The 24,966-nt window shown below is 65.7% G+C and carries 28 protein-coding genes; 5 read left to right on the forward strand and 23 right to left on the reverse strand.

Annotation, left to right across the window (positions count from 1 at the left end; translation table 11 throughout):
- Window positions 1-5: 5 nt before the first annotated feature.
- From ACZ42P_RS01920 to ACZ42P_RS01945, 6 genes are all read right to left on the reverse strand, one after another.
- The gene (locus tag ACZ42P_RS01920; protein ID WP_464898419.1) at window positions 6-701 is read right to left on the reverse strand and encodes a cytochrome c biogenesis CcdA family protein; all 696 of its coding nucleotides are present in this window, start codon (window positions 699-701) and stop codon (window positions 6-8) included.
- 3 nt (window positions 702-704) lie between these two features.
- Window positions 705-1,319 carry a hypothetical protein gene (locus tag ACZ42P_RS01925; RefSeq protein WP_464898420.1) on the reverse strand — a complete coding sequence of 205 codons (615 nt, stop codon included), beginning with the start codon at window positions 1,317-1,319 and terminating at the stop codon, window positions 705-707.
- The gene (locus ACZ42P_RS01930) at window positions 1,316-1,588 is read right to left on the reverse strand and encodes a thioredoxin family protein (RefSeq protein WP_464898421.1); all 273 of its coding nucleotides are present in this window, start codon (window positions 1,586-1,588) and stop codon (window positions 1,316-1,318) included. Before ACZ42P_RS01930 ends, ACZ42P_RS01925 begins: the two co-directional genes overlap by 4 nt.
- Window positions 1,585-2,028 carry a heavy metal-responsive transcriptional regulator gene (locus ACZ42P_RS01935; RefSeq protein ID WP_464898422.1) on the reverse strand — a complete coding sequence of 148 codons (444 nt, stop codon included), beginning with the start codon at window positions 2,026-2,028 and terminating at the stop codon, window positions 1,585-1,587. The genes ACZ42P_RS01930 and ACZ42P_RS01935 overlap by 4 nt, the downstream gene beginning before the upstream one ends.
- 133 nt (window positions 2,029-2,161) lie before the next feature.
- A complete protein-coding gene (locus ACZ42P_RS01940; protein WP_464898423.1) occupies window positions 2,162-4,648 on the reverse strand; it encodes an arsenate reductase (azurin) large subunit in 2,487 nt (828 codons plus the stop codon).
- 11 nt (window positions 4,649-4,659) lie between these two features.
- Window positions 4,660-5,178, reverse strand: coding sequence for an arsenate reductase (azurin) small subunit (locus tag ACZ42P_RS01945; protein WP_464898424.1), 519 nt, complete (start codon window positions 5,176-5,178; stop codon window positions 4,660-4,662).
- 124 nt (window positions 5,179-5,302) lie between these two features.
- Between ACZ42P_RS01945 and ACZ42P_RS01950 the strand changes: the two genes are divergently transcribed.
- From ACZ42P_RS01950 to ACZ42P_RS01960, 3 genes are read left to right on the forward strand one after another with little or no spacing between them, the layout of a single operon-like run.
- A complete protein-coding gene (locus ACZ42P_RS01950; protein WP_464898425.1) occupies window positions 5,303-6,193 on the forward strand; it encodes a substrate-binding domain-containing protein in 891 nt (296 codons plus the stop codon).
- On the forward strand, window positions 6,190-7,605 hold the full coding sequence (locus tag ACZ42P_RS01955) for an ATP-binding protein (RefSeq protein WP_464898426.1): 1,416 nt from the start codon (window positions 6,190-6,192) through the stop codon (window positions 7,603-7,605). The genes ACZ42P_RS01950 and ACZ42P_RS01955 overlap by 4 nt, the downstream gene beginning before the upstream one ends.
- On the forward strand, window positions 7,602-8,921 hold the full coding sequence (locus ACZ42P_RS01960; RefSeq protein WP_464898427.1) for a sigma-54-dependent transcriptional regulator: 1,320 nt from the start codon (window positions 7,602-7,604) through the stop codon (window positions 8,919-8,921). The genes ACZ42P_RS01955 and ACZ42P_RS01960 overlap by 4 nt, the downstream gene beginning before the upstream one ends.
- 23 nt (window positions 8,922-8,944) lie before the next feature.
- Here the strand turns inward: ACZ42P_RS01960 and ACZ42P_RS01965 are convergent, their stop codons facing one another.
- The 8 genes from ACZ42P_RS01965 to ACZ42P_RS02000 all read right to left on the reverse strand — a co-directional run bounded on the left by ACZ42P_RS01965 (window position 8,945) and on the right by ACZ42P_RS02000 (window position 12,878).
- Window positions 8,945-9,352 carry an arsenate reductase ArsC gene (locus ACZ42P_RS01965; protein ID WP_464898428.1) on the reverse strand — a complete coding sequence of 136 codons (408 nt, stop codon included), beginning with the start codon at window positions 9,350-9,352 and terminating at the stop codon, window positions 8,945-8,947.
- Entirely contained in the window at window positions 9,349-9,846 is a 498-nt protein-coding gene (locus tag ACZ42P_RS01970) for a hypothetical protein (RefSeq protein ID WP_464898429.1), read from the reverse strand. Before ACZ42P_RS01970 ends, ACZ42P_RS01965 begins: the two co-directional genes overlap by 4 nt.
- A 47-nt stretch (window positions 9,847-9,893) precedes the next feature.
- Window positions 9,894-10,238, reverse strand: a complete 345-nt coding sequence (locus tag ACZ42P_RS01975) for a winged helix-turn-helix domain-containing protein (RefSeq protein ID WP_464898430.1) — start codon at window positions 10,236-10,238, stop codon at window positions 9,894-9,896.
- Window positions 10,235-10,690 carry a molybdopterin synthase catalytic subunit MoaE gene (moaE, locus tag ACZ42P_RS01980; RefSeq protein WP_464898431.1) on the reverse strand — a complete coding sequence of 152 codons (456 nt, stop codon included), beginning with the start codon at window positions 10,688-10,690 and terminating at the stop codon, window positions 10,235-10,237. Before moaE ends, ACZ42P_RS01975 begins: the two co-directional genes overlap by 4 nt.
- 1 nt (window position 10,691) lies before the next feature.
- Window positions 10,692-10,949, reverse strand: coding sequence for a molybdopterin converting factor subunit 1 (gene moaD / locus ACZ42P_RS01985; RefSeq protein WP_464898432.1), 258 nt, complete (start codon window positions 10,947-10,949; stop codon window positions 10,692-10,694).
- The gene (locus ACZ42P_RS01990; RefSeq protein WP_464898433.1) at window positions 10,946-12,169 is read right to left on the reverse strand and encodes a molybdopterin molybdotransferase MoeA; all 1,224 of its coding nucleotides are present in this window, start codon (window positions 12,167-12,169) and stop codon (window positions 10,946-10,948) included. The genes moaD and ACZ42P_RS01990 overlap by 4 nt, the downstream gene beginning before the upstream one ends.
- Window positions 12,166-12,675 carry a molybdopterin-guanine dinucleotide biosynthesis protein B gene (gene mobB / locus ACZ42P_RS01995; protein ID WP_464898434.1) on the reverse strand — a complete coding sequence of 170 codons (510 nt, stop codon included), beginning with the start codon at window positions 12,673-12,675 and terminating at the stop codon, window positions 12,166-12,168. Before mobB ends, ACZ42P_RS01990 begins: the two co-directional genes overlap by 4 nt.
- 80 nt (window positions 12,676-12,755) lie before the next feature.
- Window positions 12,756-12,878 carry a 30S ribosomal protein THX gene (locus ACZ42P_RS02000; protein ID WP_464898435.1) on the reverse strand — a complete coding sequence of 41 codons (123 nt, stop codon included), beginning with the start codon at window positions 12,876-12,878 and terminating at the stop codon, window positions 12,756-12,758.
- 139 nt (window positions 12,879-13,017) lie between these two features.
- Between ACZ42P_RS02000 and moaA the strand changes: the two genes are divergently transcribed.
- The gene (moaA, locus tag ACZ42P_RS02005; RefSeq protein WP_464898436.1) at window positions 13,018-13,995 is read left to right on the forward strand and encodes a GTP 3',8-cyclase MoaA; all 978 of its coding nucleotides are present in this window, start codon (window positions 13,018-13,020) and stop codon (window positions 13,993-13,995) included.
- Here the strand turns inward: moaA and glk are convergent.
- Both glk and merR read right to left on the reverse strand, forming a co-directional pair.
- Window positions 13,973-14,929, reverse strand: a complete 957-nt coding sequence (gene glk / locus ACZ42P_RS02010; RefSeq protein WP_464898437.1) for a glucokinase — start codon at window positions 14,927-14,929, stop codon at window positions 13,973-13,975. The genes moaA and glk overlap by 23 nt on opposite strands.
- A gap of 199 nt (window positions 14,930-15,128) precedes the next feature.
- Complete coding sequence (gene merR, locus ACZ42P_RS02015) at window positions 15,129-15,542, reverse strand: Hg(II)-responsive transcriptional regulator (protein ID WP_464898438.1); 414 nt, start codon at window positions 15,540-15,542, stop codon at window positions 15,129-15,131.
- A gap of 178 nt (window positions 15,543-15,720) precedes the next feature.
- Here merR and ACZ42P_RS02020 point away from each other — a divergent pair, with 178 nt between their 5' ends.
- Window positions 15,721-16,563: an MlaA family lipoprotein gene (locus ACZ42P_RS02020; RefSeq protein ID WP_464898439.1), complete on the forward strand. Its 843-nt coding sequence runs from the start codon at window positions 15,721-15,723 to the stop codon at window positions 16,561-16,563.
- Here ACZ42P_RS02020 and ACZ42P_RS02025 read toward each other — a convergent pair.
- From ACZ42P_RS02025 to ACZ42P_RS02055, 7 genes are all read right to left on the reverse strand, one after another.
- The gene (locus ACZ42P_RS02025; protein ID WP_464898440.1) at window positions 16,522-17,811 is read right to left on the reverse strand and encodes a DEAD/DEAH box helicase; all 1,290 of its coding nucleotides are present in this window, start codon (window positions 17,809-17,811) and stop codon (window positions 16,522-16,524) included. The two genes, ACZ42P_RS02020 and ACZ42P_RS02025, sit on opposite strands and share 42 nt — an antisense overlap.
- Window positions 17,812-17,915: 104 nt before the next feature.
- On the reverse strand, window positions 17,916-18,320 hold the full coding sequence (locus tag ACZ42P_RS02030; RefSeq protein ID WP_464898441.1) for a thioredoxin family protein: 405 nt from the start codon (window positions 18,318-18,320) through the stop codon (window positions 17,916-17,918).
- Window positions 18,317-18,703: an HIRAN domain-containing protein gene (locus tag ACZ42P_RS02035; RefSeq protein WP_464899349.1), complete on the reverse strand. Its 387-nt coding sequence runs from the start codon at window positions 18,701-18,703 to the stop codon at window positions 18,317-18,319. Before ACZ42P_RS02035 ends, ACZ42P_RS02030 begins: the two co-directional genes overlap by 4 nt.
- On the reverse strand, window positions 18,703-20,658 hold the full coding sequence (locus ACZ42P_RS02040; RefSeq protein ID WP_464898442.1) for an ATP-dependent DNA helicase: 1,956 nt from the start codon (window positions 20,656-20,658) through the stop codon (window positions 18,703-18,705). The genes ACZ42P_RS02035 and ACZ42P_RS02040 overlap by 1 nt, the downstream gene beginning before the upstream one ends.
- 85 nt (window positions 20,659-20,743) lie before the next feature.
- Entirely contained in the window at window positions 20,744-22,246 is a 1,503-nt protein-coding gene (locus tag ACZ42P_RS02045; protein WP_464898443.1) for a M48 family metallopeptidase, read from the reverse strand.
- Window positions 22,243-22,632: a hypothetical protein gene (locus ACZ42P_RS02050; RefSeq protein WP_464898444.1), complete on the reverse strand. Its 390-nt coding sequence runs from the start codon at window positions 22,630-22,632 to the stop codon at window positions 22,243-22,245. Before ACZ42P_RS02050 ends, ACZ42P_RS02045 begins: the two co-directional genes overlap by 4 nt.
- A 609-nt stretch (window positions 22,633-23,241) precedes the next feature.
- Complete coding sequence (locus tag ACZ42P_RS02055; protein ID WP_464898445.1) at window positions 23,242-24,966, reverse strand: CHASE2 domain-containing protein; 1,725 nt, start codon at window positions 24,964-24,966, stop codon at window positions 23,242-23,244.

Raw genomic sequence — 24,966 nt, forward strand, 5'->3', positions numbered from 1 at the left:
TCCTCCTAAGCGGCAAGATCGGGAATGAAAAAGAACCAGGCGTTCAGCATGTAAAGCCCGGAGAGGATCAGCAGCAACGCGCCGATGAGCTCGAAGGCCTTCTGCGCATGCGCAAGCGGCTTGAGGCCTTCCAGCCAACCCATCGCCCACGCGCCCAGAATGATCGGCACCGCGCGTCCCAGGGCAAACGCCAGCAGCAGCGTCGCGCCGAACAGCGGCGAACCGATGCCGGTGGCCACGCCCAGCAGGATCACCAGGGCCGGCGTGCAAAATGGACAGACCGCCACCGAAAACGGAATGCCCAGCACGAAGGCACCCCAGCCGCTCTCGGCGCGCTTCGCACGAAAACGCAACACGGGCAGCGGCAGCCTGATCCAGCCCGGCCACATCAGGCCCAGCAGGATCAGCAGCGGCCCCAGCACCAGCCCCCATTCGCGGCCCAGAAGTTTTTGCACCCACTGCCCGCCCAGCCCGGCCGCCGTCCCCAGCAACACATGGGTCAGCACCATGCCGGCGATGAACATGGCACCGAAGCGCACGGCGCGCTTCGTTTCGTGGGCCTTGGTCACATAGGCGAGGGAAACCGGAATCGCGGCCAGGGCCACGGGGTTGAAACTGAAGATGAAGCCCGCGCCAAAGCCCACGCCGAGGGACGCCAGGCTCGCCTGCTCAAGTGTCGCTTTCAGCGTGACGAGGTCCATGGTTCAGCTTCCTGTTCGCCACAGTAAAAGAGCGCCGCCCCACAGCAGCGCGGCAGTCACATAGGGGGTGGCGGCAGCGGCCTTGCTCAGAAAGACGCGGTGCGCCGCGCTCAGGCCGTGCAGACTGTCCCACACCGTGGGCAGCGAGAACAGGCCGGCGAAGGCGAGCCCCGCCAGGATTGCGCTGTCGATGCGTTGCGCAAGGGCGGCGATGACGCCCACCACCGCCACCAGCGGCAGGGTGCAGGCCGGCAGCGTCAGCCCCAGCTTGAGCGCCTGGGGCAGGCGCTGCCCGCCCGGAAGCAGGCGAAAGCATTCGAGATGGGGCACCGGCAAATAGACACGGCGGCTCAGCAGATAGACCGCGCCGATGACGCCGAGCACGAGGCTCGCCTTGGGTGCGGAGAGCCCATCGAGCCCGATGGCCGCCGCGAGGGTGAAAATCGCCGCGAGGAGAACGGCACGCGACAGCAGCAGCTGGACGAGCGCGGTGCGCCGCCTGCGCGCGGCGTCCTGGTTGGCGCGGGCGGCGAACAGGGTGTGGGTGGCGATGGTGCAGGGCTCGAAGAAGGCCAGCAGACCGAGCCCCGCCGCCGCCACGAGCAAGAGCGCGCTCATGTTGCGTTTCCCTGTTTCAGCCGCCTGTCGAGTTCCGCGCGCAACCTGGCCGCACTGGGCAGCGAGGCGAATACCAGCTCGCCGTCGATGGCGATGGCGGGCGAGGCCATCACGCCCAGGTCCACGGCGTAATCCATTTCTTCCAGGATGTTCACCTCGCGCCAGACGATCTTGTCCGCGCCCAGTTCTTCGGCCACCGCCTTGAGCATGGCCTTGGCCTGGTAGCACTTGCCGCAACCCGGCGAGGAAAACACCTCGACCTTGATCATCGCTTCTTTCCCTTGCCCTGATTCGCCAGGCTGTTTTCCAGCGCGGCGAGGATGGGGCATTCGTCCAGCGACCGGGTCTCGGCATTGCAGGCGGCGATCAGCTCGGAAAGCGCGCCGGACATGAGCTGCAGCGCGCGGATCTTGTGCTCCAGCTGCAGCTTCTTGGCGATGGCCACGCTTTTCACGTCCCTGCAGCAGGCGGCGTCGCTGTTTTTCAGCATCAGCAGTTCGCGAATTTCCGTCAGGCTGAAGCCGCACTGCTGCGCCTGTTTGATGAAGCGCAGACGGCGCAGCGCATCGCCGTCGTACAAGCGGTAGCCCGCCGCCGTCCTGGCGGCAGGCGCAAGCAGGCCTTCCTTTTCGTAGTAGCGCACGGCGTCTGCCGTGACGCCGGCCTCGGCCGCGAGCCTGCCGATGGTGTAGGTGACGGTCGCTTTCATGAGGTCGAAGTGTAAACCCTGGAGTGGGGACCAAGGTCAAGGGGTGCGACCGCCAGGAAGAAACCCCGTGGCGCGGAGCAAAAAAAACGGCGGCGGGCCGCGAAGCCTGCCGCCGTCCGTGTGGAGCCTGCTTTCAGGTCTGATACCGCCGCGACTTGAACGACGTCCCCTCGCGGAAGTGATCGCCGCCGCCGATCCTGCGAATGTCCGCCCAGGTGCCCTTGTAGTAGGGAATGTAGTTGCGGTCGGTCCAGTCGGTGACCACGTCGCCGGCAATGCCGTTGAACCATCCGAACTGCATGAAGGTATGGTTGCGCTTGATGGCGGCATCGGGGTAGGCCATGGCGTAGGTGGCGCCGTAGTCGTTGTACAGCTCGACGATGTCCCCCGGCGCCACACCCAGCTCCTTCGCGTCCTGCGGATTGAGCTCGATGATGGCCATGGGGTAGCGATCCTTGACGTGGGGATCGTACTTGTTGTGATACCCGGTCTGCCACACTTCGTTTACCCGCCCCTGGTTGATGTAGAAGCGGTATTTCTGCTTCTGCAGGGCCACCGGCTGCGGCAGGCCGGGCCAGGGAGCGGGCAGGAAGCGCGCCTTGCCGTCCTTGGTGTCGAACTTGTTGTCGGTGTAAAGCATGGGCGTGCCGATCAGCTTGCCGTCCCTGTATTCCCTGATCGGCAGCTGCACGCCATTGTTGCCTGCTTTGCGCAGCCGCTCGTAGGTGGCCAGGTGGCCGGTGGGTCCGCCCTGGCTGTCGATGGGCCCGGCGCCCGGCTGGCCGGCGCGGCGGAAGCCGTCGTTGAAGGCGTCTTCTTCGGTCTTCCAGTCGAAGCCCGAGAAGCGCGCCGCCATGGTGCGGTTGCCTTCTTTCTCGTAGAGCGCCTTCATGGTATTGGCGATGTCGGCGGCGATGAGGCAGTCCGGTTTCGCCACGCCCGGAGGATCCATGAACTTCTCGGACAGGCGCAGGCGCCGCTCGCCGTTCATGGAAGTGAGATTCATCTCACCCGGATGGGCCGCCGGCAGCGCCACGTGGGCAGCGTCCATGATCATGGTGGGATAGATGTCGATGAGCGTGACGAACAGACCGCCCTTGTTCATCACGGCATCGACGATGGCGTTGACCATGCCGTCGGTGTCCGCCCCCCGCGCCTTGCGCATGGCCTCCTTGACGATCTCGGAGCGGCGCAAAACGGCATTGCGGTAGGCTTCTGCATTGAGCGTGGTCTGGAAGCTGTTGCAGCCCCAGAAGGTCAGCGTGCGACCCTTGCCGGCAATGATCTCCCGGTCCACATACACCATTTCCTTGCCGGGATAGGGCGGCCGGGTGTAACCCTCCTGGTGGCCGCCCATGCGCACACAGCCGGTCCCGCGCCGGCCCACGTTGTGGGTGGCGAGCACCAGATCCAACAGCGCGGACTGGATGAGGTAGTTGTCATTGCCCCAGATGATGCCCTTCTCATAGGTGTGACAGGTGCGCTTCAGCATGCCCGGCGCCTTGGGCTTGTAAGCCCACTCCGCATACTGCCTGAGCTTTTCCACCGGCACGCCGGTGATGCGGCTGGTTTCCTCCAGGCTCATCCGGTTGGCCTTGACGGCCTCCTCGAAACCCGTGGTGTGCTTGGCGATGAAATCGCGGTCGATCCAGCCCTGCTCCACCACGTAGGTGAACACGCCGTTGAACAGGGCGATGTCGGTGCCGGGCTCGAGCTCCAGGTGCAGGATGCGATCCTTGCCCACGGCGGTTTCCAGGATGGTGATGGTGGGCGTGCGGCGCGGGTCGATGAACACCACGCGGGTGTCCGGCGTCGGCTCGTTCTTGGCGAAGAACTGCTTTTTCTTGTCCCTGGTCGCGCCCTGCATGTTGGGCAGCAGGTGGGCCAGGAAGTAGTTGGTCTGGGTTTCATACTGGTTGGCCCCCACGGAGACGATGCAGTCGGCGATTTCCGTGTCCTCATAGGAGTTGTTGAGTTCGCCGATGCCCATGTCGCGCGTGGCGTGGCATTCCGAGTTGTAGGCCGGCCGGTTGTGGATACGCACGAAGGGTGTCTGGAAGGCGCTGAACATCAGCTTGCCGGTGCCCCAGGTGTTCTCGAAGCCACCGCCGGCGCCGCCGTGGTCGAAGCAGTTGAAGCCGATCCACTGCGGACCTTCCCTGTCCAGGATCGCCTTGTGCACGCCGGCATAGACGGCGAGCGCCTTTTCCCAGGTGGTATCGAGCCACTGGTCACCGCTGTGAAGTTTGGGATAGGCGAGGCGCTCCTTGGTCAGCCCCTCGGGCTGATACATGTAGGACGCCATCTTGCCGCCGCGGGTGGAGGACAGGCCCTGGTTCACCACGCAATCCTTGTCCGGCACGATCATGATGTTGTAGCGCCTGCCGTCACGGTCCGTGATGGCATTGGTCATGGCCGGCGTCAGCGTGGTGGCGAAGGCGGGCAGCTGCTTGCGGAAGTCCAAGCCCAGGGCGTTCTGGTGCGGGGCCCGGCCGCCCTCTTCGTTCTCCGGCCACTTGTACACATGGTAGCCGCAGCCCACGATGCAGAAATGGCACACCATGTTGGTCTTCTGGGCCGTAACCGGAGGCAGCGCAATGCGATCGGAACGTTTACTCATGGTTCACCTCCTCACAGCACGTTGGCCTGACGGCCATAAATGAGTCCCTCGACGGCCACCGCCGTCACCGTGCCCGCCTTGGCGTCGTATTTGAGAACGATGCGCGGCAGATCCTCGGTCGCCTGCCCGCAGACCATCTGTCCGCCCATCTCGGCGTCAAAGGTGCTGTAATGGCAGGGACAACGGAAGGTGCGGGTGGCGGTGTCGTAACTCACCGGGCAGCCCATGTGGGTGCACAAGCTGCTGTAGGCGACGATGTCCCGATCCGGCCCCACGCCGCCCGGCACGGGCCGTCCCATCTTCACCAGGGTGCAGGGCGAGGCGGCATCCGGATAATTGAAGCTCACGGGCACATTGACCTTGAGGTCGGACACCTTGGCCACGGCCTTGTGGGGATAGGGCAGCGTGACCCGTCCCACTTCGGCATTGTCGGCTGCGGCGGCGGTGGCGGGCACGGCCACCGTGGCAACGGTGCCGGCGGCGGCCGCCCCGCCCAGTTTCAGGAAGGTCCTGCGGGATATCTCACTCATGTGTGGCTCCTCCGGGGATGGTTTGTTCGAAGGCGCGTCGGCGCGCCCAACCCGTGTCAAGCAACCCCCATGCCCAAGCGGGGCGTTTGCAAAATCAATAGGTTGCAGCATGGTTTGCCAGCGCATGTTTCGGCTGGGTAACATGGCGCGTCACGATGCCGTAACGGGAGTGAACTTGGGCCTGCGCCTGCTCGCGCTTTTCCTCACGCTCGTGTTCGGGTTTGGCCCCGCCGCCGCCGAGCCGGCGCTCCGCATCGGGACCACACCAGTCTTCCTCGACGACCAGATCGGGTTTCTCCAGGCCTGGGCACGCTATCTGGAGCAGCGCCTCGGTCAGCCCGTGCGCTTCGTGCAGCGCGCGAGCTACCGTGAGATCGTGCAGGCGCTCAAGGACGGCGGCGTGGATTTCGCATGGATCTGCGGCTACCCCTTCGTGCGCGAGGAGAAACGCCTGCACCTGGTGGCCGTGCCGGTCTATCAGGGCGAGCCGCTTTACCGCTCCTATCTGATCGTGCCGCGGGAGGACGAGGCGACGCGCAGCCTGGCGGATCTCAAGGGACGCATCTTCGCCTTTTCCGATCCCCTGTCCAATTCCGGCTGGCTCTATCCCCAGTCGCGCCTGAAGGAGCTGGGCACCGATGCCCGCCACTTCTTCCGCCGCAGCTTTTTCACCTGGTCCCACCGCAAGGTAGTCGAGGCCGTCGCCAGCGGTTTCGCCGATGCGGGCGCCGTGGACGGCTACGTCTACGACACCCTCGCGCGCCTGCATCCGGAACTTGCGCAGCGCACCCGGGTAGTGGACCGTTCCCCGCCCTTCGGCTTTCCGCCGGTGGTCGCCGGCCCCCACACCGCCGAGGTGGATCGCCTCCGTCTGCGCTCCGTGCTGCTCACCATGGTGGACGATGCGGAGGGACGGCGTCTGCTTGCCCATCTGAACCTGGATGGATTCGCGGCGGGGAATCCGCGGCTGTTCGAGGGCATCCGGCGAGCGCGCCGCGTGGTGGAGGGCCCATGATGCGCTGGCGCGATCTCTCCTACCGGCACAAGGTGCCCCTCGCCCTCTCGCTGGTGATCGTGGTCACCGGCGGGATCGTGGCGCTGATCCTGCTCGCCCATGCCTGGCGCGACGCCCGGGAACAGTTCGCCGCCAACGCCGCCAGCCTGGGGCGGGTGGTGGCGCGAAGCCTGGTGCCTTCCCTGCTCCATGATGACCCCTGGGGCGCCTTCGAAATCCTGCGCACCCCGCTGGAGCCGGGGGAGACGCGGCGCTTCCTGCTGGTGCTGGACCGCGCCGGGCGCATCTACGCGGCGAGCGAACCGAAACGCTTTCCGGCGCTCTCCCCGGCAGCCGGGACGCCGCTGCTGCGTCCCCTCGCCCTATCCGCCGCCGAGACCCCTGCCGTCGAGGCGATGCGCGAGAGCGAGGACTGGATCCTCATCCAGCAGCCCATCCGGGCCGAAGACGGCACCCTCCTCGGCCGCCTCGTGCTGGGCTACCACCGGGATCTGGTGCTGCCCCGCTTTCACGGCGTGGTGCGGCAGGTGGGGATCGCCCTTGCGGCGGCGCTGCTGGTGCTGCTGCCCCTGGGCTGGTATGCCGGCAATGCCCTGGCGGTACCGCTGTTGCGGCTCGCCGAATGTTTCTCCCTGGCGGGACGCGGGCCGGTGGCCCCCGAGCAATGCCAGCTCGACGACGGTGCCGACGAAATCGGGCTGGTGGGCCGGCGCTTCCGGGAAATGCTGATGGAACTGGAGGAAAAACGCCGCCTGGAAAAGCAGATGGTGGCCACCCAGCGGCTGGCAGCCATCGGCCGGCTCACCGCCGGCATCGCCCACGAGGTGAACAATCCCCTGGGCGGCATGCTCAACGCCATCAGCACCTACCGCCGTCATGGCAGCGCCGATCCCCTGGCGGAACGCACCCTGGGACTCATCGAACGTGGCCTGACCCAGATCCGCGAAACCGTGGGCGCACTGCTGGTGGATGCCCGACTGGAATCCCACGCCCTCGTGCCCCAGGACCTGGACGATCTGCGAACCCTGATCAGCGCCCAGACCCACGGCCGTCTCACCCTCGACTGGAACGTCCACCTGCCCGGGCCGATTCCCCTGCCGGCCACGCCGATACGCCAGATTCTGCTCAATTTGCTCCTCAATGCCGCCCAGGCGGCGGAGACGCGGGTGGCCCTGGAAGTGGCTGCAGGGAACGACGGCCTCGGCATGGCAGTGGAAAACGACGGCCGGCCCTTTCCACCCCAGCGCATGGAGCATCTCTACGAACCCTTCGTGGAAGAGGAAGGCGAAGGCCGCGGCCTCGGCCTGTGGATCGTCTATCAGCTGGTCCGCCAGCTCAATGGCCGCATCGAAGTCAGCAGCGTGCCCGGCCACACGCGCTTCACCCTGTTTCTGCCTTTGGAGGGTGCATGAATTCCGAGCCCCTGCTCTGTCTGGTCGAGGACGACCCCATCATGGGCGAAAGCCTGCTCGACCGCTTTACCCTGGAGGGACTGCCCACCCACTGGTTCCGGACCGCGGGCGAGGCCCTGGCCGCCCTCTCCGAGCGGGAATACTCACTGGTACTCTCCGACATCCGCCTGCCGGACCAGGACGGTGCCACTCTGTTCAGGGAAGCCACGGCGCGCCTGCGCGCCGTCCCACCCTGGGTGTTCATCACCGGTTATGGCAACGTGGAGCAGGCCGTGGCCCTGCTCAAGCTCGGAGCACGCGATTACGTCACCAAGCCCTTCGATCTCGACCAGCTGGTCACCAAGCTGCGCGCCCTGTGCGAACCCTGCCGCGCCGAAGTCCATGATCGGCCGGAGCTGGGGCCTTCCGCCGCGATGCGGCGCATCGCGGAAGTCCTGCCCCGGCTGGCGCGGGAAGCGCGTATCGTGCTGCTCACGGGCGAGTCCGGCGTCGGCAAGGAAGTGGTGGCGAAGGCCCTGCACGGACTCGCCGGCGTGGAGAGTCCTTTCGTCGCGGTCAACTGTGCGGCCCTCACGGAGAGCCTGCTCGAGGCGGAACTCTTCGGCCACGAGAAGGGCGCCTTCACGGGTGCAACGCGCACCCGGCGCGGTGTGTTCGAGCAGGCCGACGGCGGCACCCTGTTCCTGGACGAGGTGGGTGACATGCCCCTGTCCATGCAGGCCAAGCTGCTCCGGGTGATCCAGGAACGGCAGGTGGTGCGGGTGGGCGGCGAGCATCCAGTTCCGGTGGATGTGCGCCTCATTCTCGCCACCCATCGCGATCTGCGCCAGCTGGTGCAGGAAGGGCGATTCCGCGAGGACCTCTACTACCGGGTTCACGTCATCCAGCTGCGCATTCCCCCACTGCGGGAACGCCGCGAAGACATCCTCTGGCTTGCGCGCCGCTTCCTTGCCGACTACGCCCAAAGCCACGGCGGAGTCCCCAGGGGCCTCACGCCCGCTGCGGAGCAGGCGCTGCTCGAGCATACCTGGCCGGGCAATGTGCGCGAGCTCAAACACACCCTGGAGCGCGCCTGCATCCTGAGCGCCGGTCCCCTGATCGGCCCCGAGGACCTGTTCCAGGACGGCGAGCCGCCGGGCGGCAGCCACGAACCCCTGGCAGCCCTGGAGGATTACCTGCGCCAGTGCGAGCGCGCCTACCTCAAGCGCGCCCTGGCCCGGCACGACCACCAGATCGGCCGCACGGCCCAGGCCCTGGGCATCAGCCGCAAAACCCTGTGGGAGAAGATGAAGAAGCTGGACCTGGGAGAGGAGTAGCCCCCGCGTCGAAGGCGGCGCGATCAGCCCAGCAGCCGCCGCTTAACCTCGGGTACCAGCCGCGCGCGGATCTCGTCGCGCACGCGGATAAAGCTGTCCAGCGGCTCCCCGTGGGGATCATGGAAAGGCATGTGGAGGCTGGGAATGGGACGCGGGAAGACCGGGCAACTTTCCTTTGCGTTGTCGCAGACGGTAATGACGAGATCGACGGGCTCGTTCATCACCGCCTCCACATCCTTGGGATAGAGGTTGTCGGTGGGAATGCCCGCCAGGCGCAGCGCCTCGATCGCCCCTTGCGCCACCCTTGGCTGGGGCCGGGTCCCCGCGGAAATCGCGCGCACCGCAGGGCCAAGGTCGTGGTTGACCAGGGCCTCCGCCATCTGACTGCGGCAGGAGTTGCCCGTGCAGAGAATCAGCACGGTCCTGGTCATTGCAGCGCCTCCTCGACGATGCCCCGCAGCAGGCTTTCCACTTCTTTGAGGGCCGCGCGCGCGGCCTTGGAACCGGCGGGTGTGGGCCGGCGGAAGGAGACATAGGTCCGGTCCGCCTGCTGGGGCAGCACGTAAATCGAAATCACGTAGGGGCAAAACACGATGTGGTGGGGGTCGGCCTCCATCATGCGGCGCGAAACCGCGGCGCTGCAGAATTCGATGCCCTCCGCCCTGACATACACCTGCCGGGTGACGCCCAGGTCCTTGCCGGTGCGTTCCAGCATGTCGCCGATATGGGCCACGTTGTTCACCACCAGGCCGCGGCTGGTGAGCGCCTCCTCGATCAGGGTTTTCACCGTGTCGAAGTCGTCCCGTGCCACATAGGTCACCCGCACCGGCGTTTCCTCCACGGGTCTGGGCGCGGCCGCGAAGGCCGTCTGCGCCGCCAGGAGGAGCGCCAGCAGACCGGTGCGCAGAATGTTCCACCTGTTCATCGACTGTTCTCCCGTGCAAAAAGCCGCAAGCATAGCACCGCTTTCGGTCAGGACGCCCGGCGCAACAGGGCATCGAAGCGTTCCAGATCGGCCTCGATGGCCTTGTGCGCCTTGGCTTCCATGGCCCGGTAGCGGCGCAGCACCTCGCGCCCGAAATCCGTGACCGCCGCGCCACCGCCGCCGGCACCACCGGTGGCAGTGGTGACCAGAGGCTCACGGAAAGCGGTGTTCATCGCGTCCACCAGCAGCCAGGCGCGCCGGTAGGACATGCCCATGGCCCGCGCCGCGGCCGAGATGGAACCATGGCGCCCGATCTCCTCCAAGAGCGCCACCTTGCCCGGACCGAGGGAACTGGCGCCTCCCAAGAGGATGCGCAACCTGGGTCCTGTCATGACCGTTCCCAGCGGGCGGCGGCCGCGTCATCGGAGGCGCGCGCCTCCACCCAGCGGCTGCCTGCCGGCGTCTGCTCCTTCTTCCAGAAGGGCGCACGTGTCTTGAGGTAATCCATGATGAATTCGCAGGCGGCAAAGGCCTCGCCCCGATGGGCCCCCGTCACCGCCACCAGCACGATCTGGTCGCTGGGCAGAAGCCTCCCTACGCGGTGGATCACCAACGCATCGAAAATGTCCCACCGGCGGCGCGCCTGCTCGACGATGGCCTCCAGCGCCTTTTGTGTCATGGCGGGATAGTGTTCCAGCACCATTTCCTCGACCGTGCTGTCGCCACTGACGTCGCGCACCAGCCCCACGAAGGCGGCAACGGCGCCGATGTCGCGCCGGCCCGCGCGCAGGGCGGCGAGCTCGGCGCCCACGTCGAAATCGGCTTCCTGCACCCGCACCGGCATGTCAGCCTCCGGTCACCGGCGGGAAAATGGCCACCTCGTCGCCCGTCTTGAGCGGCGTTGCGGCATCGCCCATTTCCTGGTTCACCGCCAGGCGAAACGGCCGCTCCGACAGCTCGCGCGCCCACACTTCGCCCCGCGCGCGCAGGACATTGAGCAGATCACCCGCCGTGGCCGTGCCGGCCGGCAACTCCAGCTCTTCCTCGCTGCGCCCGAAGGCCTCCCTCAGCCTCGCGAAATAGAGGACTTTCACGCTGATCATCGCAGAAGCTCCGCAAAGGGGATGAAGCGCACCCGCTCGCCCCGCCGCACCGGTGTGGCCGCCGGAACGTCCACCAGGCCGTCGCCCCAGACCGTGGAGGTGAGCACGCCCGAGCCCTGATGGGGATAGATCTCCACCCGGCTCGGCGCCTCCCCGTCGCGCACCAGCCGCGCGCGCAGGAACTCGCGGCGCTTGTCCGGACGGGGCCAGTCGAAGGCCGCCTCCACCCAGAATGCCGCGGGCATTACCTGCTGCACGCCCTGCATGCGCAGCAGGAAAGGCCGCGCGAACAGGCAGAAGGTGACGAATACCGAAACCGGATTGCCGGGCAGGCCGATGAAGGGCTTGCCCAGCACCTCACCAAACGCGAGGGGCTTGCCCGGTTTTACGGCAATGCGCCACATGTCGAGCCGGCCATGGCGCTCCACCGCAGCCTTGACGAAATCCGCCTCGCCCACCGAAACCCCCCCGCTGGTGATGACCACATCGGCCAGCTCCGCCGCCTGCCGCAGCACCCCTGCCGTGGCCTCCAGGTCGTCGGGCACGGTACCGAGATCCACCACCTCGCAGCCGAGGGCGGCGAGCAGACCGTTGATGGTATAGCGGTTGGAGTCGTAGATCTGGCCCGGCGCCAGGGGCTGGCCGGGCGCCACCAGTTCATCGCCGGTGAAGAAGCTGGCGACCCGCAGCCGCCGCACCACCGGCAGCCGGGCAAGTCCCACCGAGGCCGCGAGCCCCAGATGCTGGGGTGCAAGCCGCGTACCCGCCGCGAGAATGGTGGTCCCGGGCGCGATGTCCTCTCCGGCGCGGCGGATGTTGGTGCCCGCCGCCACGGCCCGGTGGATCACCACGGCATCGCCTTCGGCGGTGGTGTTTTCCTGCATCACCACGGCATCGGCACCGGGCGGCACGGGCGCGCCCGTGAAAATGCGCGCCGCGGTGCCCGGTGCGAGGGGCCCACCCACGCTGCCCGCGGCGATGCGCTGGCTCACGGGCAGGCGGGTGTCACCCGTGGCAGCCAGATCGGCGGCACGCACTGCATAGCCATCCATGGCGCTGTTGTCCAGCGGCGGCACGGCGATGGGCGAGATTTGGGATTCCGCCAGCACGCGTCCCAGGGCACTGATCGTGTCCACCGTGTCCACCTCCGCCAGCGGGCGCGCCGCGGCCAGCAGACGGTCCAGGGCCTCATCGACGGAAAGCAGGGGGCGTTCGCTCATAGGGGTCGTCCGTGTTCGAGAATGAAGTCGGCAATGGCGGCCACGTCGTCCAGGTGAAACCAGGTGAGCGGCGCAGCCACAGGCACATCCGAGGCGATGGCCACGATGTGGGAATCCTCCGGATAGATGAGAGGCTTGCCCAGCGCCGGGCGATGCACCTCCAGCTTGGGGATGGCCTCCCGCTTGTAGCCCTCCACCAGCACCAGATCACAGGGCGCAAGCCGCGCCAGATGGGCGTCCAGGGAGGGCGGCGGCTCGTCGCGCAGTTCGTGCATCAATACCCAGCGCCGGTCCGAGCTCACCAGCACTTCGGCTGCGCCCGCCTGGCGGTGGCGCCAGGAATCCTTGCCCGGCCGGTCGATGTCGAATTCGTGGTGGGTCTGTTTGATGACCGATACCGTGAGACCGCGCTGCCGGAAGACCGGAATGAGTTTCTCCAGCAGCGTCGTCTTGCCTGCCCCGCTGAACCCGGCCAGCCCGAACACCCGCCCCGCGCCCTTCGCCATGGGTTATATTCTGGCCGATATAACGATCGCTGCCAAGCCTGGCAGGCAACAAAAAACCCCGGCGGGAACCGGGGCGGACATCATTTGCGCTTGGCGGCAGGCTGCGGGGTTTCCTGTTTCTTCTTGACCTTGTGGGGCCGGCTCACGCCGTAGGAGCCGTTGTAGATCTTGCCGCGCCGGGTGCGCAGGTCGCCTTTGCCCATGGATACCTCCTGTCGTTCAAGTGGAAAAAGCGGGGCGCGTATTGTACACCGGGGCCAGCCCGCGCCCCCTGCAAGAAAATGGTTGTCTTCCCGCGCGCCGCTGGCTATATTCGCTGGGATATAGCGCACGGAGTCCCCCATGAGCGCCCTCACCGACCGCTACGGCCGCCGTATCGAATACCTGCGTCTGTCGGTCACCGACCGCTGCGATCTGCGCTGCAGCTACTGCATGCCCAAAGGTTTCAAGGGCTTCGAGGAGCCGGAACACTGGTTGAGCTTCGATGAAATCGAGCGTCTGCTGGGGGCCTTTTGCCGTCTGGGGCTGCGCCGGGTGCGCCTCACCGGGGGCGAGCCGCTGCTGCGGCGCAATTTGCCGGAGCTGGCCGCGCGCCTCGCCGCCCTGCCGGGCATCGAGGATCTCTCCCTGAGCACCAATGCCACCCAGCTGGCGAAACATGCGGCTGCGCTGCGGGCGGCGGGGGTGACGCGGCTCAACGTGAGCCTCGATTCCCTGCGTCCGGAACGCATCGCGCGCATCGCCGGCCGCGACGTGCTGGGCCAGATCCTGGCGGGACTGGATGCCGCGCAGGAGGTGGGCTTCCTGCCCATCAAGATCAACATGGTGGCCATGCGCGGGGTCAACGACGATGAGATCGAGGACATGGTGCGCTTCTGCATGGCGCGCGGCTTCGTGCTGCGCCTGATCGAGACCATGCCCATGGGCGAGACCGGCCGCAACGCCCAGTATCTGGACCTGCAGCCCATCAAGGCAACGCTGCGTGCCGGCTTTGGCCTGGTGGAAGGCGGGGTGCCGGGCGGTGGGCCCGCCCGCTACCTGCAGACGCCGGACGGTCGCTTCAGCATCGGCTTCATCACGCCCATCTCCCAGCATTTCTGCGCCACCTGCAACCGGGTGCGGCTGGCCGTGGATGGCACGCTGTTTCTCTGCCTGGGGCAGGAGGATCGCTTCGAATTCCGGCCCCTGTTGCGGCGCGGAGCCAGCCAGGAGGAACTCACCCAGGCCATCCACCAGGCCATCGCCCTCAAGCCGGAGCGTCACGAATTCCGTGAACAGCCGGGCAAGATTCTGCGCTTCATGTCGATGACCGGGGGCTGAGCATGCGCGCGGCCACACGCATGGCGCCCAGCAGCCCCACCCGCGGCTCGAGCACCACGCGCACGGGCATGCGCGCTAGGCTCGTGCGGAAGCGCCCCTTGTCGAGAAAGGCGGCGAGAAATGCACCCTCCTGGAGGCGGGACAGGATGCGGGGCGCGATGCCGCCGGCGATGTACACGCCGCCGGTGGCCCAGAAGGTGAGCGCGACGTTGCCCGCCACGGCCCCGTAGAGGCGGCAGAACAGGCGCAGGGCGTGCGCCGCGCGCGCCTCCCCTGCCTCGGCCGCCGCCGTCACCGCCGCCGGATCTTCATCCTGCCCGCCCAGAAAACGGTAAATCGCACCCAAGCCGGCACCCGACACCACCCGCTCCCAGGAGACGTGGCCGTAGCGGGCGGCGAGGAAACGCCACAGGGCCACCTGTTCCTCATCGGCGGGGGCGAAATCGGCATGCCCTCCTTCGGAGGGCAGCACCCGCTCGCCGCTCTCCGCAGGCAGGAGGCAGGCCATCCCCAGTCCCGTGCCCGCCCCCAGCACCACCCGCGCCCCCCCGGGCTCCGCCACGCCCTCCTGCAGGCTGAGCAAATCGCCGCCACCCAGGGCAGCGATACCGTGGGCGACGGCGATGAAATCGTTGACCACGCTCACGCGGGCAATGCCCAGGCGTTCCCTGATTTCGTCGGCGTCAATGACGAAGGCGAGATTGGTCAGGTTGAGCCGCCCTCCCGTCACCGGCGCGGCGACAGCGAAGCAGGCGGCCGCGGGGTGCGGCCGGTCCCGCAGGAAATCCGCCACCAGGGCGGCAAGCCCCGAATAGTGCGCGGTGGGGACGGTCACCTCGTAGGCCGGCGCATCGGCGGCGCCTGGCACCGCCAGGCGGAGCAGGGTCTTGGTGCCGCCAATGTCGGCGGCAAGACAATAGGGAAGCCCGGTCATGGGCCGAATTTACCGGATCGCGGGGAAACCTGCCATGGGATGGCGAGCGCCGTGGATCGTTTTGGGGGACCCACTGTCACCGGCCGCCCCCGCTTTCTCACGGTCAATGCCTGTCAGGCAAGAGTTGGCCGCGCAACAGGCCTGGCGCGGAACGAGCCGGGCAACCGCCCAAGCCACGCCGGCCCGCGCCCAGGGTGGCTTAGCGCCTGTCGAATTCCCGGTCCGCCAGGCTGGAGACGATGGGACAACCGGCCGTCGCCGCACCGGACTCGCACTGCTGCACGAGCTCCTGGAGCGTGCGCCGCATGCGCTCCAGATCCTCCAGCCGGCTTTCGATGGCCGACAGTTTCTGCAGGGCCAGGGCCTTGGTCTCGCTGCAGTTGCCCTCGCCCAGCTTGAGGAGATGGATGATCTCCTCCAGGCTGAAGCCCAGCCGCTGCGCGCGCTTGATGAACAGCACGCGGGCCACCGCCTCCAGGGGATAGAGCCGGTAGCCTTCGGCAGGTTTGGGGGGTTCCTGCAACAGTCCCCGCCGCTGATAGTAGCGGATGGTTTCGATGTTGACGCCGGCCTGGCGCGCCAGGGTGCCGATGGTTATGCCTTTGATCGCCATGTGGGCCAGTAGCGGCAGCCCGGAACAAACCTTTAGGGCTTGCCTGGCCCGCCACCCCCCTTCAAGATGGCCGCAGCCCTGCCGTTATGGAGACAGGCCGGCGGAGTTCCCCCGCCGGCGTTGAGCTGCTATCATCAGCCGGCTTTTGCCGACAAAAAGACGAACGGAAAACCACACCATGCGCCTTTTTTCGTCCCTGACCCTGCCCGCCGCGTCGCTGGCCTGTGTGCTCGCCCTGTCCGGCTGTGCCACGGCCACCGACCCGCGCGATCCCCTGGAGCCCATCAACCGGGGCATCTACAAGTTCAACGACACGGTGGACAAGGCCGTGCTCAAGCCCGTGGCCCAGGGCTACAAGGCCGTGCTGCCCCAGCCGGTGCGCACCGGCGTGACCAATTTCTTCTCCAACATCGAGGACGTGCTGATCGCCCTCAACAACCTGCTCCAGTTCAAGTTCCATGCGGCCGCCTCCGACGTGGCGCGGGTGGCCTTCAACACCACCTTCGGCATAGCCGGTATCTTCGACGTGGCCACCTCCTTCGGGCTGGAAAAGCACGACGAGGATTTCGGCCAGACCCTGGGCTACTGGGGCATCGGTGATGGGCCGTTCCTGATGCTGCCCCTCCTGGGACCCAGCAACCTGCGTGATACCGTGGGCCTGGCGGCTTATTACCAGCTCGACCCGGTCCTCAATCTGGACCACGTTCCCACGCGCAACACCCTGAGCGTTTTGCGCTTCGTGAACCGCCGCGCGCAGCTTCTGGATGCAGAGAAGGTGCTGGACGAAGCCGCGCTCGATCCTTACACCTTCCTGCGTGATGCCTATATCCAGCACCGCCGCAGCCTAGTCTATGACGGCAATCCGCCGCGGGAGAAACTGCTGGATGATGAGGAGCCGGCGCCCCGGCCCGCACCCCGCTCGGAAGCGCCTGCGGTTCAGGAAGCGGCCGCGCCGGCAGCCCCGGAGGCCGCGCAGGAATCAGTCGCCATCGCCGGCGAGATGGCGGGGCGGCAGGAGTAAGGCGGGAATCTCCCGCTTGCGCGCCGCAGGCCGCGGCGGCGCGGACGGTATAGCCGGCGGGGCAGGGGCACGCCGCTCATCCCGCGGCCGGCTCCCCTGCCCCGTGCCCACTTCCACCGGCGGCGGGGCCTCCAGGGGCAGCTCGCGCTTGATGAACTTCTCGATCTCGGCGAGCAGTTTCTTCTCCTCCGGACTCACCAGGGAAATCGCCAAACCCTTGGCCCCCGCGCGGCCGGTGCGGCCGATGCGGTGCACGTAGTCCTCGGCGTTGTAGGGCAGCTCGTAGTTCACCACGCAGGGCAAATCGTCGATGTCCAGGCCGCGGGCGGCAATGTCGGTGGCCACCAGCACCGTCACGCGCCCGGCCTTGAAATCCTCCAGGGCCTGCATGCGCGCCTGCTGGGTCTTGTCCGAATGGATGGCGGTGGCGGCGATACCCACTTTCTCCAGCTCGCGGGTCAGCCGGTCGGCACCCACCTTGGTATTGACGAACACCAGCACCTGCGACAGCCCGCGGCTCTGCACGATGTCCACCAGGACGCGCCGTTTCTGCTCGGCGGGCACCCGGTAGGCCAGCTGGGTCACGGTCTCCGCCGTGGTGTTGCGCCGCGCCACCTCGATGGTGACCGGGTCGCGCAGGAATTCCCGGGCGAGTTTCTTGATCTCCTCGGGGAAGGTGGCGGAAAACAGCAGGGTGCGCCGCTTCGCCGGCAGGTGGGTAAGGATGCGCCGGATGTCCGGCATGAAGCCCATGTCCAGCATGCGGTCGGCTTCGTCCAGCACCAGGAATTCCACCTGGGAGAGCATCACGCTGCGGTTCTGCAGGTGGTCCAGCAGCCGCCCGGGCGTGGCCACCAGGATCTCCACCCCCTTGCGCAGCTCGACGATCTGGGGATCCATGTTCACCCCGCCATAGACCACGGCGGCACGCAGGGGCAGATACTTGCCGTAGGTCTTGACGCTCTCGTACACCTGCGCCGCCAGTTCCCGCGTGGGCGTGAGGATCAGCGCGCGCACCGGATGCCTTGCCGGCGAGGTGCTGGTGTTGGCGTGCACCCGCAGGGTGTGCAGCATGGGCAGGGTGAAGCTGGCCGTCTTGCCGGTGCCGGTCTGGGCACCGGCCATCACGTCGCGGCCGGCCAGCACCACGGGAATGGCCTGGGCCTGGATGGGCGTGGGTTCCACATAGCCCGCCTCCGCGACGGCGCGGAGGACTTCAGGACACAGGCCGAGTTCTTCGAAAGTCATGGAGGGTGACTGGCTGCCTCGTGGAAATATCGAACCCGGGCGCGGCGCGCCCGCCGGCGCCCATTATAGGGGGTTTTCCTGATGTCTCAAGGATTTGGGCCGCGTCACAGGCCCGCGTGCTGGTGCAGGAAGTCCCGCACCCAGCCCTCCGGCCGCGCACTGGCGAAACGCGCCTTTTCTTCGCCGTCGATGAACAGAAGCACCGTGGGAAACCCGCGCAGGCCATAGCGGCCGGCGAGCTTCATGTTGTCGCCCTCGTCCACCTCCACCTTGGCCAGGCGGACCTTGCCGCCGTGGGCCTGGACGACCTTTTCCAGGATGGGCGCGAGCACGATACAGGGGGGACACCAGTCGGCCCAGAAGTCCACCAGAATGGGCGTCTTTCGCGAGGCGGCGATCACGTCCTGCTCGAAGTTTTCCAGGGAGGTGTCGAAGATGAGCGGTGCCGGTGTATTCATCACGAAGGGGCAGGAGCAAAACCCCGCATTGTAGCGGATCGCAGGCGTCACGGCTCGATCACCACCTCGAACTGGATGCGTGCCCAGTGGGACCGTCCCGGCTGCAGGTGGGTGATGCGGCCCGACAGGCGCACACCCTGATCCATTAGGCGCGCCACGGTCTCATTGCCCGCCCGGGGCACGTAGCCCAGCATCTCCCCCTGCCAGAGCACACGCACCGCGCGCGGGTCGTGGGGATTGTCCGGCTCCCGCTCCAGGGTCAGGGCATCGCCCACCCGCAACTGGCTCCAGACACGCTTGCCGGCGTGGTATTGGTAGCCCGCCAGCGGCAGGGTGGCGAGCACCATGCGCGCCTGGACCTGGGCGGCCAGGATGGGCGCTGTCGCGGCCAGCCAGGCCCCAGCCAAAAGCCAGCGCAGACGGCGTCCCGCCATCACGTCCCCGCCTCCTGCGCCCGAGGCTGACATGCCGCACCGAAGAAACCCTCGGCCTCCGTCTGTTCCCGGGTGCGCCGCATGGGGGGCAGGCTCTGCCAGATGCGCCGGCCGTAGGGTTTGTCGATGAGGCGCGGATCGCAAATCATGAGCACGCCACGATCGGTCTCGGAGCGAATGAGCCGCCCCGCGCCCTGCTTGAGGGTGATCACCGCATGGGGCAGCTGGAATTCCATGAAGGCGTTGCGCCCCGCCCGGTTCATGCGCTCGATGCGTGCCGCCAGCACCGGATCGTCTGGCGGCGCAAAGGGCAGACGGTCGATGATCACCAGGGACAGCGCGGCGCCCGGCACATCCACCCCTTCCCAGAAGCTTTGGGAGGCCACCAGCACGGCGTTGCCCAGGCGGCGGAAACGCTCCAGCAATTCCGTGCGGGACCCCTCCCCCTGGCGCAGCAGGGGAAAATCCAGCGCCTCTTGGGCAAATGCCTCCTGAAACAGGGCATGGGCCTCGTTCATGGCCTTGAGGCTGGTAAACAGCGCGAAGGCGCGCCCGCCTGCGGCCCGGATGATGGGCAGGGCCGCCTGCACCACCGCCTGCGTGTAATCACCCCGGTTGGGGTCCGGCAGCCCCTGGGGCACGTAGAGCAGCGCCTGACTGGCGTAATCGAAGGGGCTGTCGAAGGCGGCGGTGCGCGCCTCCTCCAGCCCCATGGTGTGCTGGTAATGGGAAAAATCGCCCTTCACCGCCAACGTGGCGGAAGTGAAGATCCAGGCGCGGGGCGGCCCCTCCATGGCGCCACGCAGGGCATCCGCCACCGACAGCGGGGTGGCATTGAGCTGGAAGCCGTGGGCGGAAGCCTCCACCCAGCACACCGCCTCGGCCGCCGATTGCGTGCGCCACTGGCGCAGGCCTTCGCCCAGGGATTGCGCCCGCAGCCGGCAGTTTTCCAGCCCGGGGGCGCGTTCCGCCTGGGCAGCCAGTATGGCTTCCAGCTCGCCAAGGCGCGCCGCCAGCCCTTCCAGTCCCTGTGCGAAGCCTTCCATGCCCAGGGCCCGTTCCAGTGGCGCGCGCCAGCCCTCCCGCGGCAGGGTCAGGCGCACGTCGCGCACCGCCTTTTCCAGTGCCTGTGCCGCCTCTGGCAGGGCGGCCGCATCCCGGGCATGGGTCAGCGCTTCACTGCGGGTGTCGCGGGCGAGCTCCAGGAGCTGGCCTGCCGTCACGCTGCTGCCGAAGAACAGGCTGGCGATCTCCGGCAGCTGGTGCGCCTCGTCCAGGATCACGGTATTGGCCGCAGGCAAAAGCTCCGCCACGCCGCCTTCGCGCAACGCGAGATCGGCGAAAAACAGATGATGGTTCACCACCACCACGTCCGCAGCCAGCGCCCGCCGCCGGGCTTCCATCACGAAACATTCGCCATGGTGGGGACAGTCGCTGCCCAGGCAATTGTCGCGGGTGGAGGTGACGTAGTTCCACACCGTCGCGGTCTCCGGCACGTCGGCGCACGCCGCCTTGTCGCCGGTATCCGAGCTCAGCGCGAAACGCTCGATGCGCGGCAGATACTGGGCGTCACGGCGATCGAAAAAGCGGCCCTCCGCCATCGCCCGCGCCAGGTGATAGTGACACACGTAATTGGCACGTCCCTTCAGCATGGCCACCGTCACCGGCACGCCCAGTGCCTCGCGCACCGCGGGAATGTCCCGCAGGAAGAGCTGGTCCTGCAGCGTCTTGGTTCCGGTGGAAATGATGACCTTGCCCCCCGCCGTCAGGGCAGGCACGAGATAGGCGAGGGTCTTGCCGGTGCCGGTCCCCGCCTCCACCACCAGCCGCGCGGCATCGGCAATGGCCTCGGCAATGAGGCGCGCCATGGCGATCTGCTGGGGGCGGGAACGAAAACCGGCGATGGTCCGGGCGAGCGGCCCGTCGGCAGCGAAGAAGGGGGCGGGGTCGGTCATGGTCACCGGATGCTACCACGGAGCCGCCCAGTCGCCTTGCCCGACACTGGAGCACCGGGCACAACAGCCCCGCCAGCTTTTCCAGTCAGGGATTGCCCGGAGGCTTGCCGCCTTCTGCATTGAGACAGGCACGCCTGAGTTGCGGTGCCTCGGCAGAACACTTGAGCGCCAAAAGTGCTGCTTCCTGGTCCCGTTTGGCCTTTTTTAGCAATCCGATTTTGCGCGGGTACCACGTTGGCGAACCGCCAAATTTGCCCTGAACCAGATCCACCAGTTCAATTGCCCGCTGCAGGTTGCCACTTGATTCTTCAAGCGTGATCATGTCTTCGTATAGCTGTCTCACCGGCTGGCCTGCCTGAACGGCGCGCTGGTAAGCCGCCCTGGCCGCTGCATAATCACCCTTCGCCAGACTACAACGTCCCAAGACCCAATTCGGATAGGCGTGCTGCTGTGTGATTCCGGAGTTCGCAATTTTTGCGAATTTGTGAGCCTTGTCGATATCTCCCTTTCTCAAAGATATCTCTGCACTGAACGCTCGATCATAATTCTCCAGCACTTCATTCACTTCCTTTTGGCTGGCAACGGCTCTCCAGCCCTCCCGGTGCAGTGGCCTTTCCGCCTCGGCCTGGTAGAAGCGATCAATATAGTCCGCAACCTTTTCCAGGCGCAGCTTCGTTGCCCCATGTTTTGCACCAAGCTGCGCGCGCATGCGTCTAACCAGCAATTCGAGCCCCTGCCGGAGGTCGCGCATGCCGGTCTCCACCAGGCGCTTTTGAAAATCAGCGTCGGTTTCCTGGTGCGACTCTTCCCACACCCTCAACCGGTCCAACATCACTATGGCCCCCGTGGGAGAATAGCCAGCTTTTACCAGCAGATCGACCGCCAGCAGGTCCGCATCTTCTTCCTGCCCCCGACTCCATGCCGGTATTAACGCACTGTCCGTCAGTGCCTTCGTGATCGATAGCTGCTGGGCAAGCCGAAGTTCCTTCGAGCCCAGCACACCGCCGCCCTCGAATCGACTCTTCGCCGCAAGGCCAACTTCCACCATGAAATTGAGACGCTCCTGCGCTTCGGAAATGAGATCGGCGCTGAAATGGTGCAGAAGCACATGTGAAAGCTCATGGGCGATCACCGCAGCCAATTCATCTTCACTTTCCGAAAAGAGCAGCCAGCTCATCGCCACGAGAATGTTTCCGTCTGGCGTCGCCGTCGCGTTGAAATCACTTGTTGCAACGACCCGGGTGGAACCCGGAACCTCTGTTACGCCGGACGCCGCTGTAAGCCGCTGACGAATCCGTTGCAAGTAAGCTTCCAAAGGCTCTGAAGGAATCAGTACGACACCGTCGCTGTTCTTCCGCGCCAAATCCAGTTCGGAGCCAACCGCCAGCGGCGACGGTTGATAGGGACCAGGCTTAAGGCGGGCTATGATCGGTTGCTCGCTTTTTCCAATGCCCAGCCATTGTGAAATGGTCGAGAAAAAAGATTCTCCGGATTGCGCATTGTCCTGGCCCGCTGCGCATATTCCCCATATCGAATACAGCAATGGCAGACAGAAGCTCAGCAGGAATTGGTTAATCCTCTTGTTCATTTCACACATTCCTCGCCAAGCCCACGCGTGCTTCCATATTTTGGTGCCGAACGGGCAACAACAGCACCACACTCCGCAGGCACCCGGTAGGAGTGATTGGTCTGCACCGCGTAACCCCATACCCAGTAGGATTTGCCGTCAACGACCACTTCCAGTCTCGGCCCGTCGGTGCTTCGAACCGGCCAGGGCCCCACAAACTCGTCCTTGCTCACATCCCTGACTTTTTCGTACCGGGTAGCCCCGTCCCCGCCTTTTCGCTCGAAAAGCGTCACTTTCGAGGCACGCAGCTGTATGACACTGACGTCTTGCCCGCTCACTGGGAACGCAATAACACTGAACACGACACCCAGCAACCATGCCCCTCCCAAACCGTAAACATATTTCATCGATCGTCCTCCCTGACAATTTCCAGCTGCGGTCTTCCACAAGGTTTTCCACCCGCGGTTCACCCAGAGAATTGGAGATGCGAACCAAACCAATGCCCGGGGGATCCCGAGTGAACAGCGACAAAAGTGCCGAATCAACCGTCCACAGTCGAGCTTGCTGGCAGAACCAGCATTGTAAAAAGGACGGCCCGCCGACCTCACGGGCGTCTGCAACCGCACCGCCGAGAAGCAGCGGTAGCGGTTCCGCGAGGAAGCGCTCTCCGGCCTGCAGGACCGCAGCTGCCGCGCCCGCCCCTGCCCCTATACCACGCCATGGTCGCTCGTCCACCAGGGGTCAACCGGAACCTGCTCGCAATACTTCCGCGTGGCTATACATGACCACAGTCCCAGGGTGTTCGCCCCGCCCTCGCCAGGGCGGCCCGTAGCGCCTGCCTGGCGCTCGCCAAGGCGGTGCGCGGTTACGCCTCGCTTGGCATCCAGTTCAGCATGTCCTCACTAGCCATAGCAGCGCCCACTGCCCCGGCGGTCGGGCGACTCTGTAGCTGACTTGGCTTGCATCATCGCCCCACCCAGTCCGGTAAGCCGCGCACCAGCGCCAAGGCGGCCCTCTTATCCAGACCGCCCTGCGTCAGTGGGCCTATGGCCGCGCCTGCGACACCGCCCAACACCGGGCGAACTGTCTCTCCCATTGGCGTCAGCACGCGAACTGGGATCGCCATCACGCCAGCCCGGCCTACCGCCCCCCAATGACCCGGCTACCAGCGCTTGCCGATCTGGTGATTTTACGCAGCCAGCCTCACTGAAAGTGTCAAGCACAAACCAAGGCAACCACAGCAACAGCTTCCTGATTCCGGATGTGGTTTTCCATTCCTCGAATGCATCCAACCACTCACCGGAGAGCCGCGCCAGACGCTTCTGGAGAAACCGCACTAATTCAGCAAATATCATGAATGCGAGAAAGTTACGCGGCCCCAGATTCAATACAAAAAAGGATAGGACGGCAACGAAACCCGAAGCCAAAAAGATACCCGCGTATGCACGATCCTCAAGCACAAAGACTCTGGCCAAAAAGTAAAGAGACATGGACACTACGAGCAGCTCATCCAGGTCCAGGATGAAAGCAGCGCTGAACACGACTATCCCCGCCGCAACACCGAATATCGTCCAACGCTTTACCATCATCAGGTACCGCTCGACCCGATTCCTTTCTTCGCTATCGCGAAACGCCTGATCAGGGCCCGGACCCCACTGGCCTCGTCTGAAGAACGTCAGCAAGCTCGCGATAAAAACAAGCAGGAACAAATCCAGGGTGACGTAAGCCACCCCCGTCTGGCTTGCGCGTTTGTATCCGCTGCCGAACGTCACTAGGTTGTCGAAAGCCATTGCATGCACGTACACCGCAGGCAGATCCTCATAGACAGGTGATCGTGCAAAATCGCCAGCCAGAGTAAAGGCCCCACCATAAAATACTACACGCCTCTGGAACGCATCGACTAGATCCTGATCACCGGTGTTTCCCAAAAGATCCGCCACAAAGATAGTCCGGGTGTACGGACAACGCCGCTTCATCGCCAGCGGTTGCCCTGCCAGAAGACTTGGTAGAGCTGCCCCAAGAGACGGCCGCCCGCAATCCATCCAACGCGTATTCAGCGATGCGTTGCCGTTGGCCCACACGATCTCCATGTCCTCAGTGTTCCCAGGAGTCCCCGCATTACCGTTGGGGGCGTAGGCAGAGTAGTTCTCAAACGCGGCAAACGCGGCCGTCGGTAGACACTTCCCGTCCGGGTAGCACTCTGTTGCGGGGTAGGTGAGAGTGCCAGCCTGGCCCTCATCTGGCCCAATGCTGGCGCTCACTGGCTTTGCGCAGCGCTCCAGCTCAGGCATTAGCAAAGTTCGCCCGGTTTGCACCGGGTTTACGACCATCAGAACAGTAGTACCGCTTTCCGTCAAGGTACAAATACTATCGGCAAGCGCTGATACCTCTTCCTGCGCTCTCCGATCAACAAAAGCGAAATCGATGACGACTATTGCCGGATGGTAAGTCGCCAAGGCTGACAGGACATCCGCGTGCAGCTGCCACGGTGGCGGATAGAAACTACCCAGCTTTGCAAGATCGGTCTCCGTAAACAGAAGGACCGTGGTCTCGTTCTGTTTAGAGGTGTCGTAGAAGTGCTTGGCAGCGCCATTCACGATAACCTGGGACCATTCCGTGACGCCAACGAAGAGATTGGACAAAATGAGGATGGCACCCAGGATCGTGAGAACCAGGATCTGCTTCAGACATCTTTTTTTTGCACCAAGCCAGTCGCCTACTGCGGCAGTCCAGCGTCCCAC

The organism is Thiobacter subterraneus, from assembly GCF_055379455.1.

Bases quoted from the DNA above. Each gene is read 5' to 3' on its own strand.
- ACZ42P_RS01925 (WP_464898420.1), bottom strand. From the start codon at position 1,319: ATGAGCGCGCTCTTGCTCGTGGCGGCGGCGGGGCTCGGTCTGCTGGCC.
- ACZ42P_RS01975 (WP_464898430.1), bottom strand. From the start codon at position 10,238: ATGACAGGACCCAGGTTGCGCATCCTCTTGGGAGGCGCCAGTTCCCTC.
- mobB (WP_464898434.1), bottom strand. From the start codon at position 12,675: ATGGCGAAGGGCGCGGGGCGGGTGTTCGGGCTGGCCGGGTTCAGCGGG.
- glk (WP_464898437.1), bottom strand. From the start codon at position 14,929: ATGACCGGGCTTCCCTATTGTCTTGCCGCCGACATTGGCGGCACCAAG.
- ACZ42P_RS02020 (WP_464898439.1), top strand. From the start codon at position 15,721: ATGCGCCTTTTTTCGTCCCTGACCCTGCCCGCCGCGTCGCTGGCCTGT.
- moaA (WP_464898436.1), top strand. From the start codon at position 13,018: ATGAGCGCCCTCACCGACCGCTACGGCCGCCGTATCGAATACCTGCGT.
- ACZ42P_RS01930 (WP_464898421.1), bottom strand. From the start codon at position 1,588: ATGATCAAGGTCGAGGTGTTTTCCTCGCCGGGTTGCGGCAAGTGCTAC.
- ACZ42P_RS01920 (WP_464898419.1), bottom strand. From the start codon at position 701: ATGGACCTCGTCACGCTGAAAGCGACACTTGAGCAGGCGAGCCTGGCG.
- ACZ42P_RS01960 (WP_464898427.1), top strand. From the start codon at position 7,602: ATGAATTCCGAGCCCCTGCTCTGTCTGGTCGAGGACGACCCCATCATG.
- ACZ42P_RS01950 (WP_464898425.1), top strand. From the start codon at position 5,303: ATGTTTCGGCTGGGTAACATGGCGCGTCACGATGCCGTAACGGGAGTG.
- ACZ42P_RS01970 (WP_464898429.1), bottom strand. From the start codon at position 9,846: ATGAACAGGTGGAACATTCTGCGCACCGGTCTGCTGGCGCTCCTCCTG.
- ACZ42P_RS01945 (WP_464898424.1), bottom strand. From the start codon at position 5,178: ATGAGTGAGATATCCCGCAGGACCTTCCTGAAACTGGGCGGGGCGGCC.
- ACZ42P_RS01990 (WP_464898433.1), bottom strand. From the start codon at position 12,169: ATGAGCGAACGCCCCCTGCTTTCCGTCGATGAGGCCCTGGACCGTCTG.
- ACZ42P_RS01940 (WP_464898423.1), bottom strand. From the start codon at position 4,648: ATGAGTAAACGTTCCGATCGCATTGCGCTGCCTCCGGTTACGGCCCAG.
- moaE (WP_464898431.1), bottom strand. From the start codon at position 10,690: ATGCCGGTGCGGGTGCAGGAAGCCGATTTCGACGTGGGCGCCGAGCTC.
- ACZ42P_RS01965 (WP_464898428.1), bottom strand. From the start codon at position 9,352: ATGACCAGGACCGTGCTGATTCTCTGCACGGGCAACTCCTGCCGCAGT.
- ACZ42P_RS02050 (WP_464898444.1), bottom strand. From the start codon at position 22,632: ATGAAATATGTTTACGGTTTGGGAGGGGCATGGTTGCTGGGTGTCGTG.
- ACZ42P_RS02035 (WP_464899349.1), bottom strand. From the start codon at position 18,703: ATGGCGGGACGCCGTCTGCGCTGGCTTTTGGCTGGGGCCTGGCTGGCC.
- moaD (WP_464898432.1), bottom strand. From the start codon at position 10,949: ATGATCAGCGTGAAAGTCCTCTATTTCGCGAGGCTGAGGGAGGCCTTC.
- ACZ42P_RS02045 (WP_464898443.1), bottom strand. From the start codon at position 22,246: ATGAACAAGAGGATTAACCAATTCCTGCTGAGCTTCTGTCTGCCATTG.
- ACZ42P_RS02040 (WP_464898442.1), bottom strand. From the start codon at position 20,658: ATGACCGACCCCGCCCCCTTCTTCGCTGCCGACGGGCCGCTCGCCCGG.
- ACZ42P_RS01935 (WP_464898422.1), bottom strand. From the start codon at position 2,028: ATGAAAGCGACCGTCACCTACACCATCGGCAGGCTCGCGGCCGAGGCC.
- ACZ42P_RS02025 (WP_464898440.1), bottom strand. From the start codon at position 17,811: ATGACTTTCGAAGAACTCGGCCTGTGTCCTGAAGTCCTCCGCGCCGTC.
- ACZ42P_RS02000 (WP_464898435.1), bottom strand. From the start codon at position 12,878: ATGGGCAAAGGCGACCTGCGCACCCGGCGCGGCAAGATCTACAACGGC.
- merR (WP_464898438.1), bottom strand. From the start codon at position 15,542: ATGGCGATCAAAGGCATAACCATCGGCACCCTGGCGCGCCAGGCCGGC.
- ACZ42P_RS01955 (WP_464898426.1), top strand. From the start codon at position 6,190: ATGATGCGCTGGCGCGATCTCTCCTACCGGCACAAGGTGCCCCTCGCC.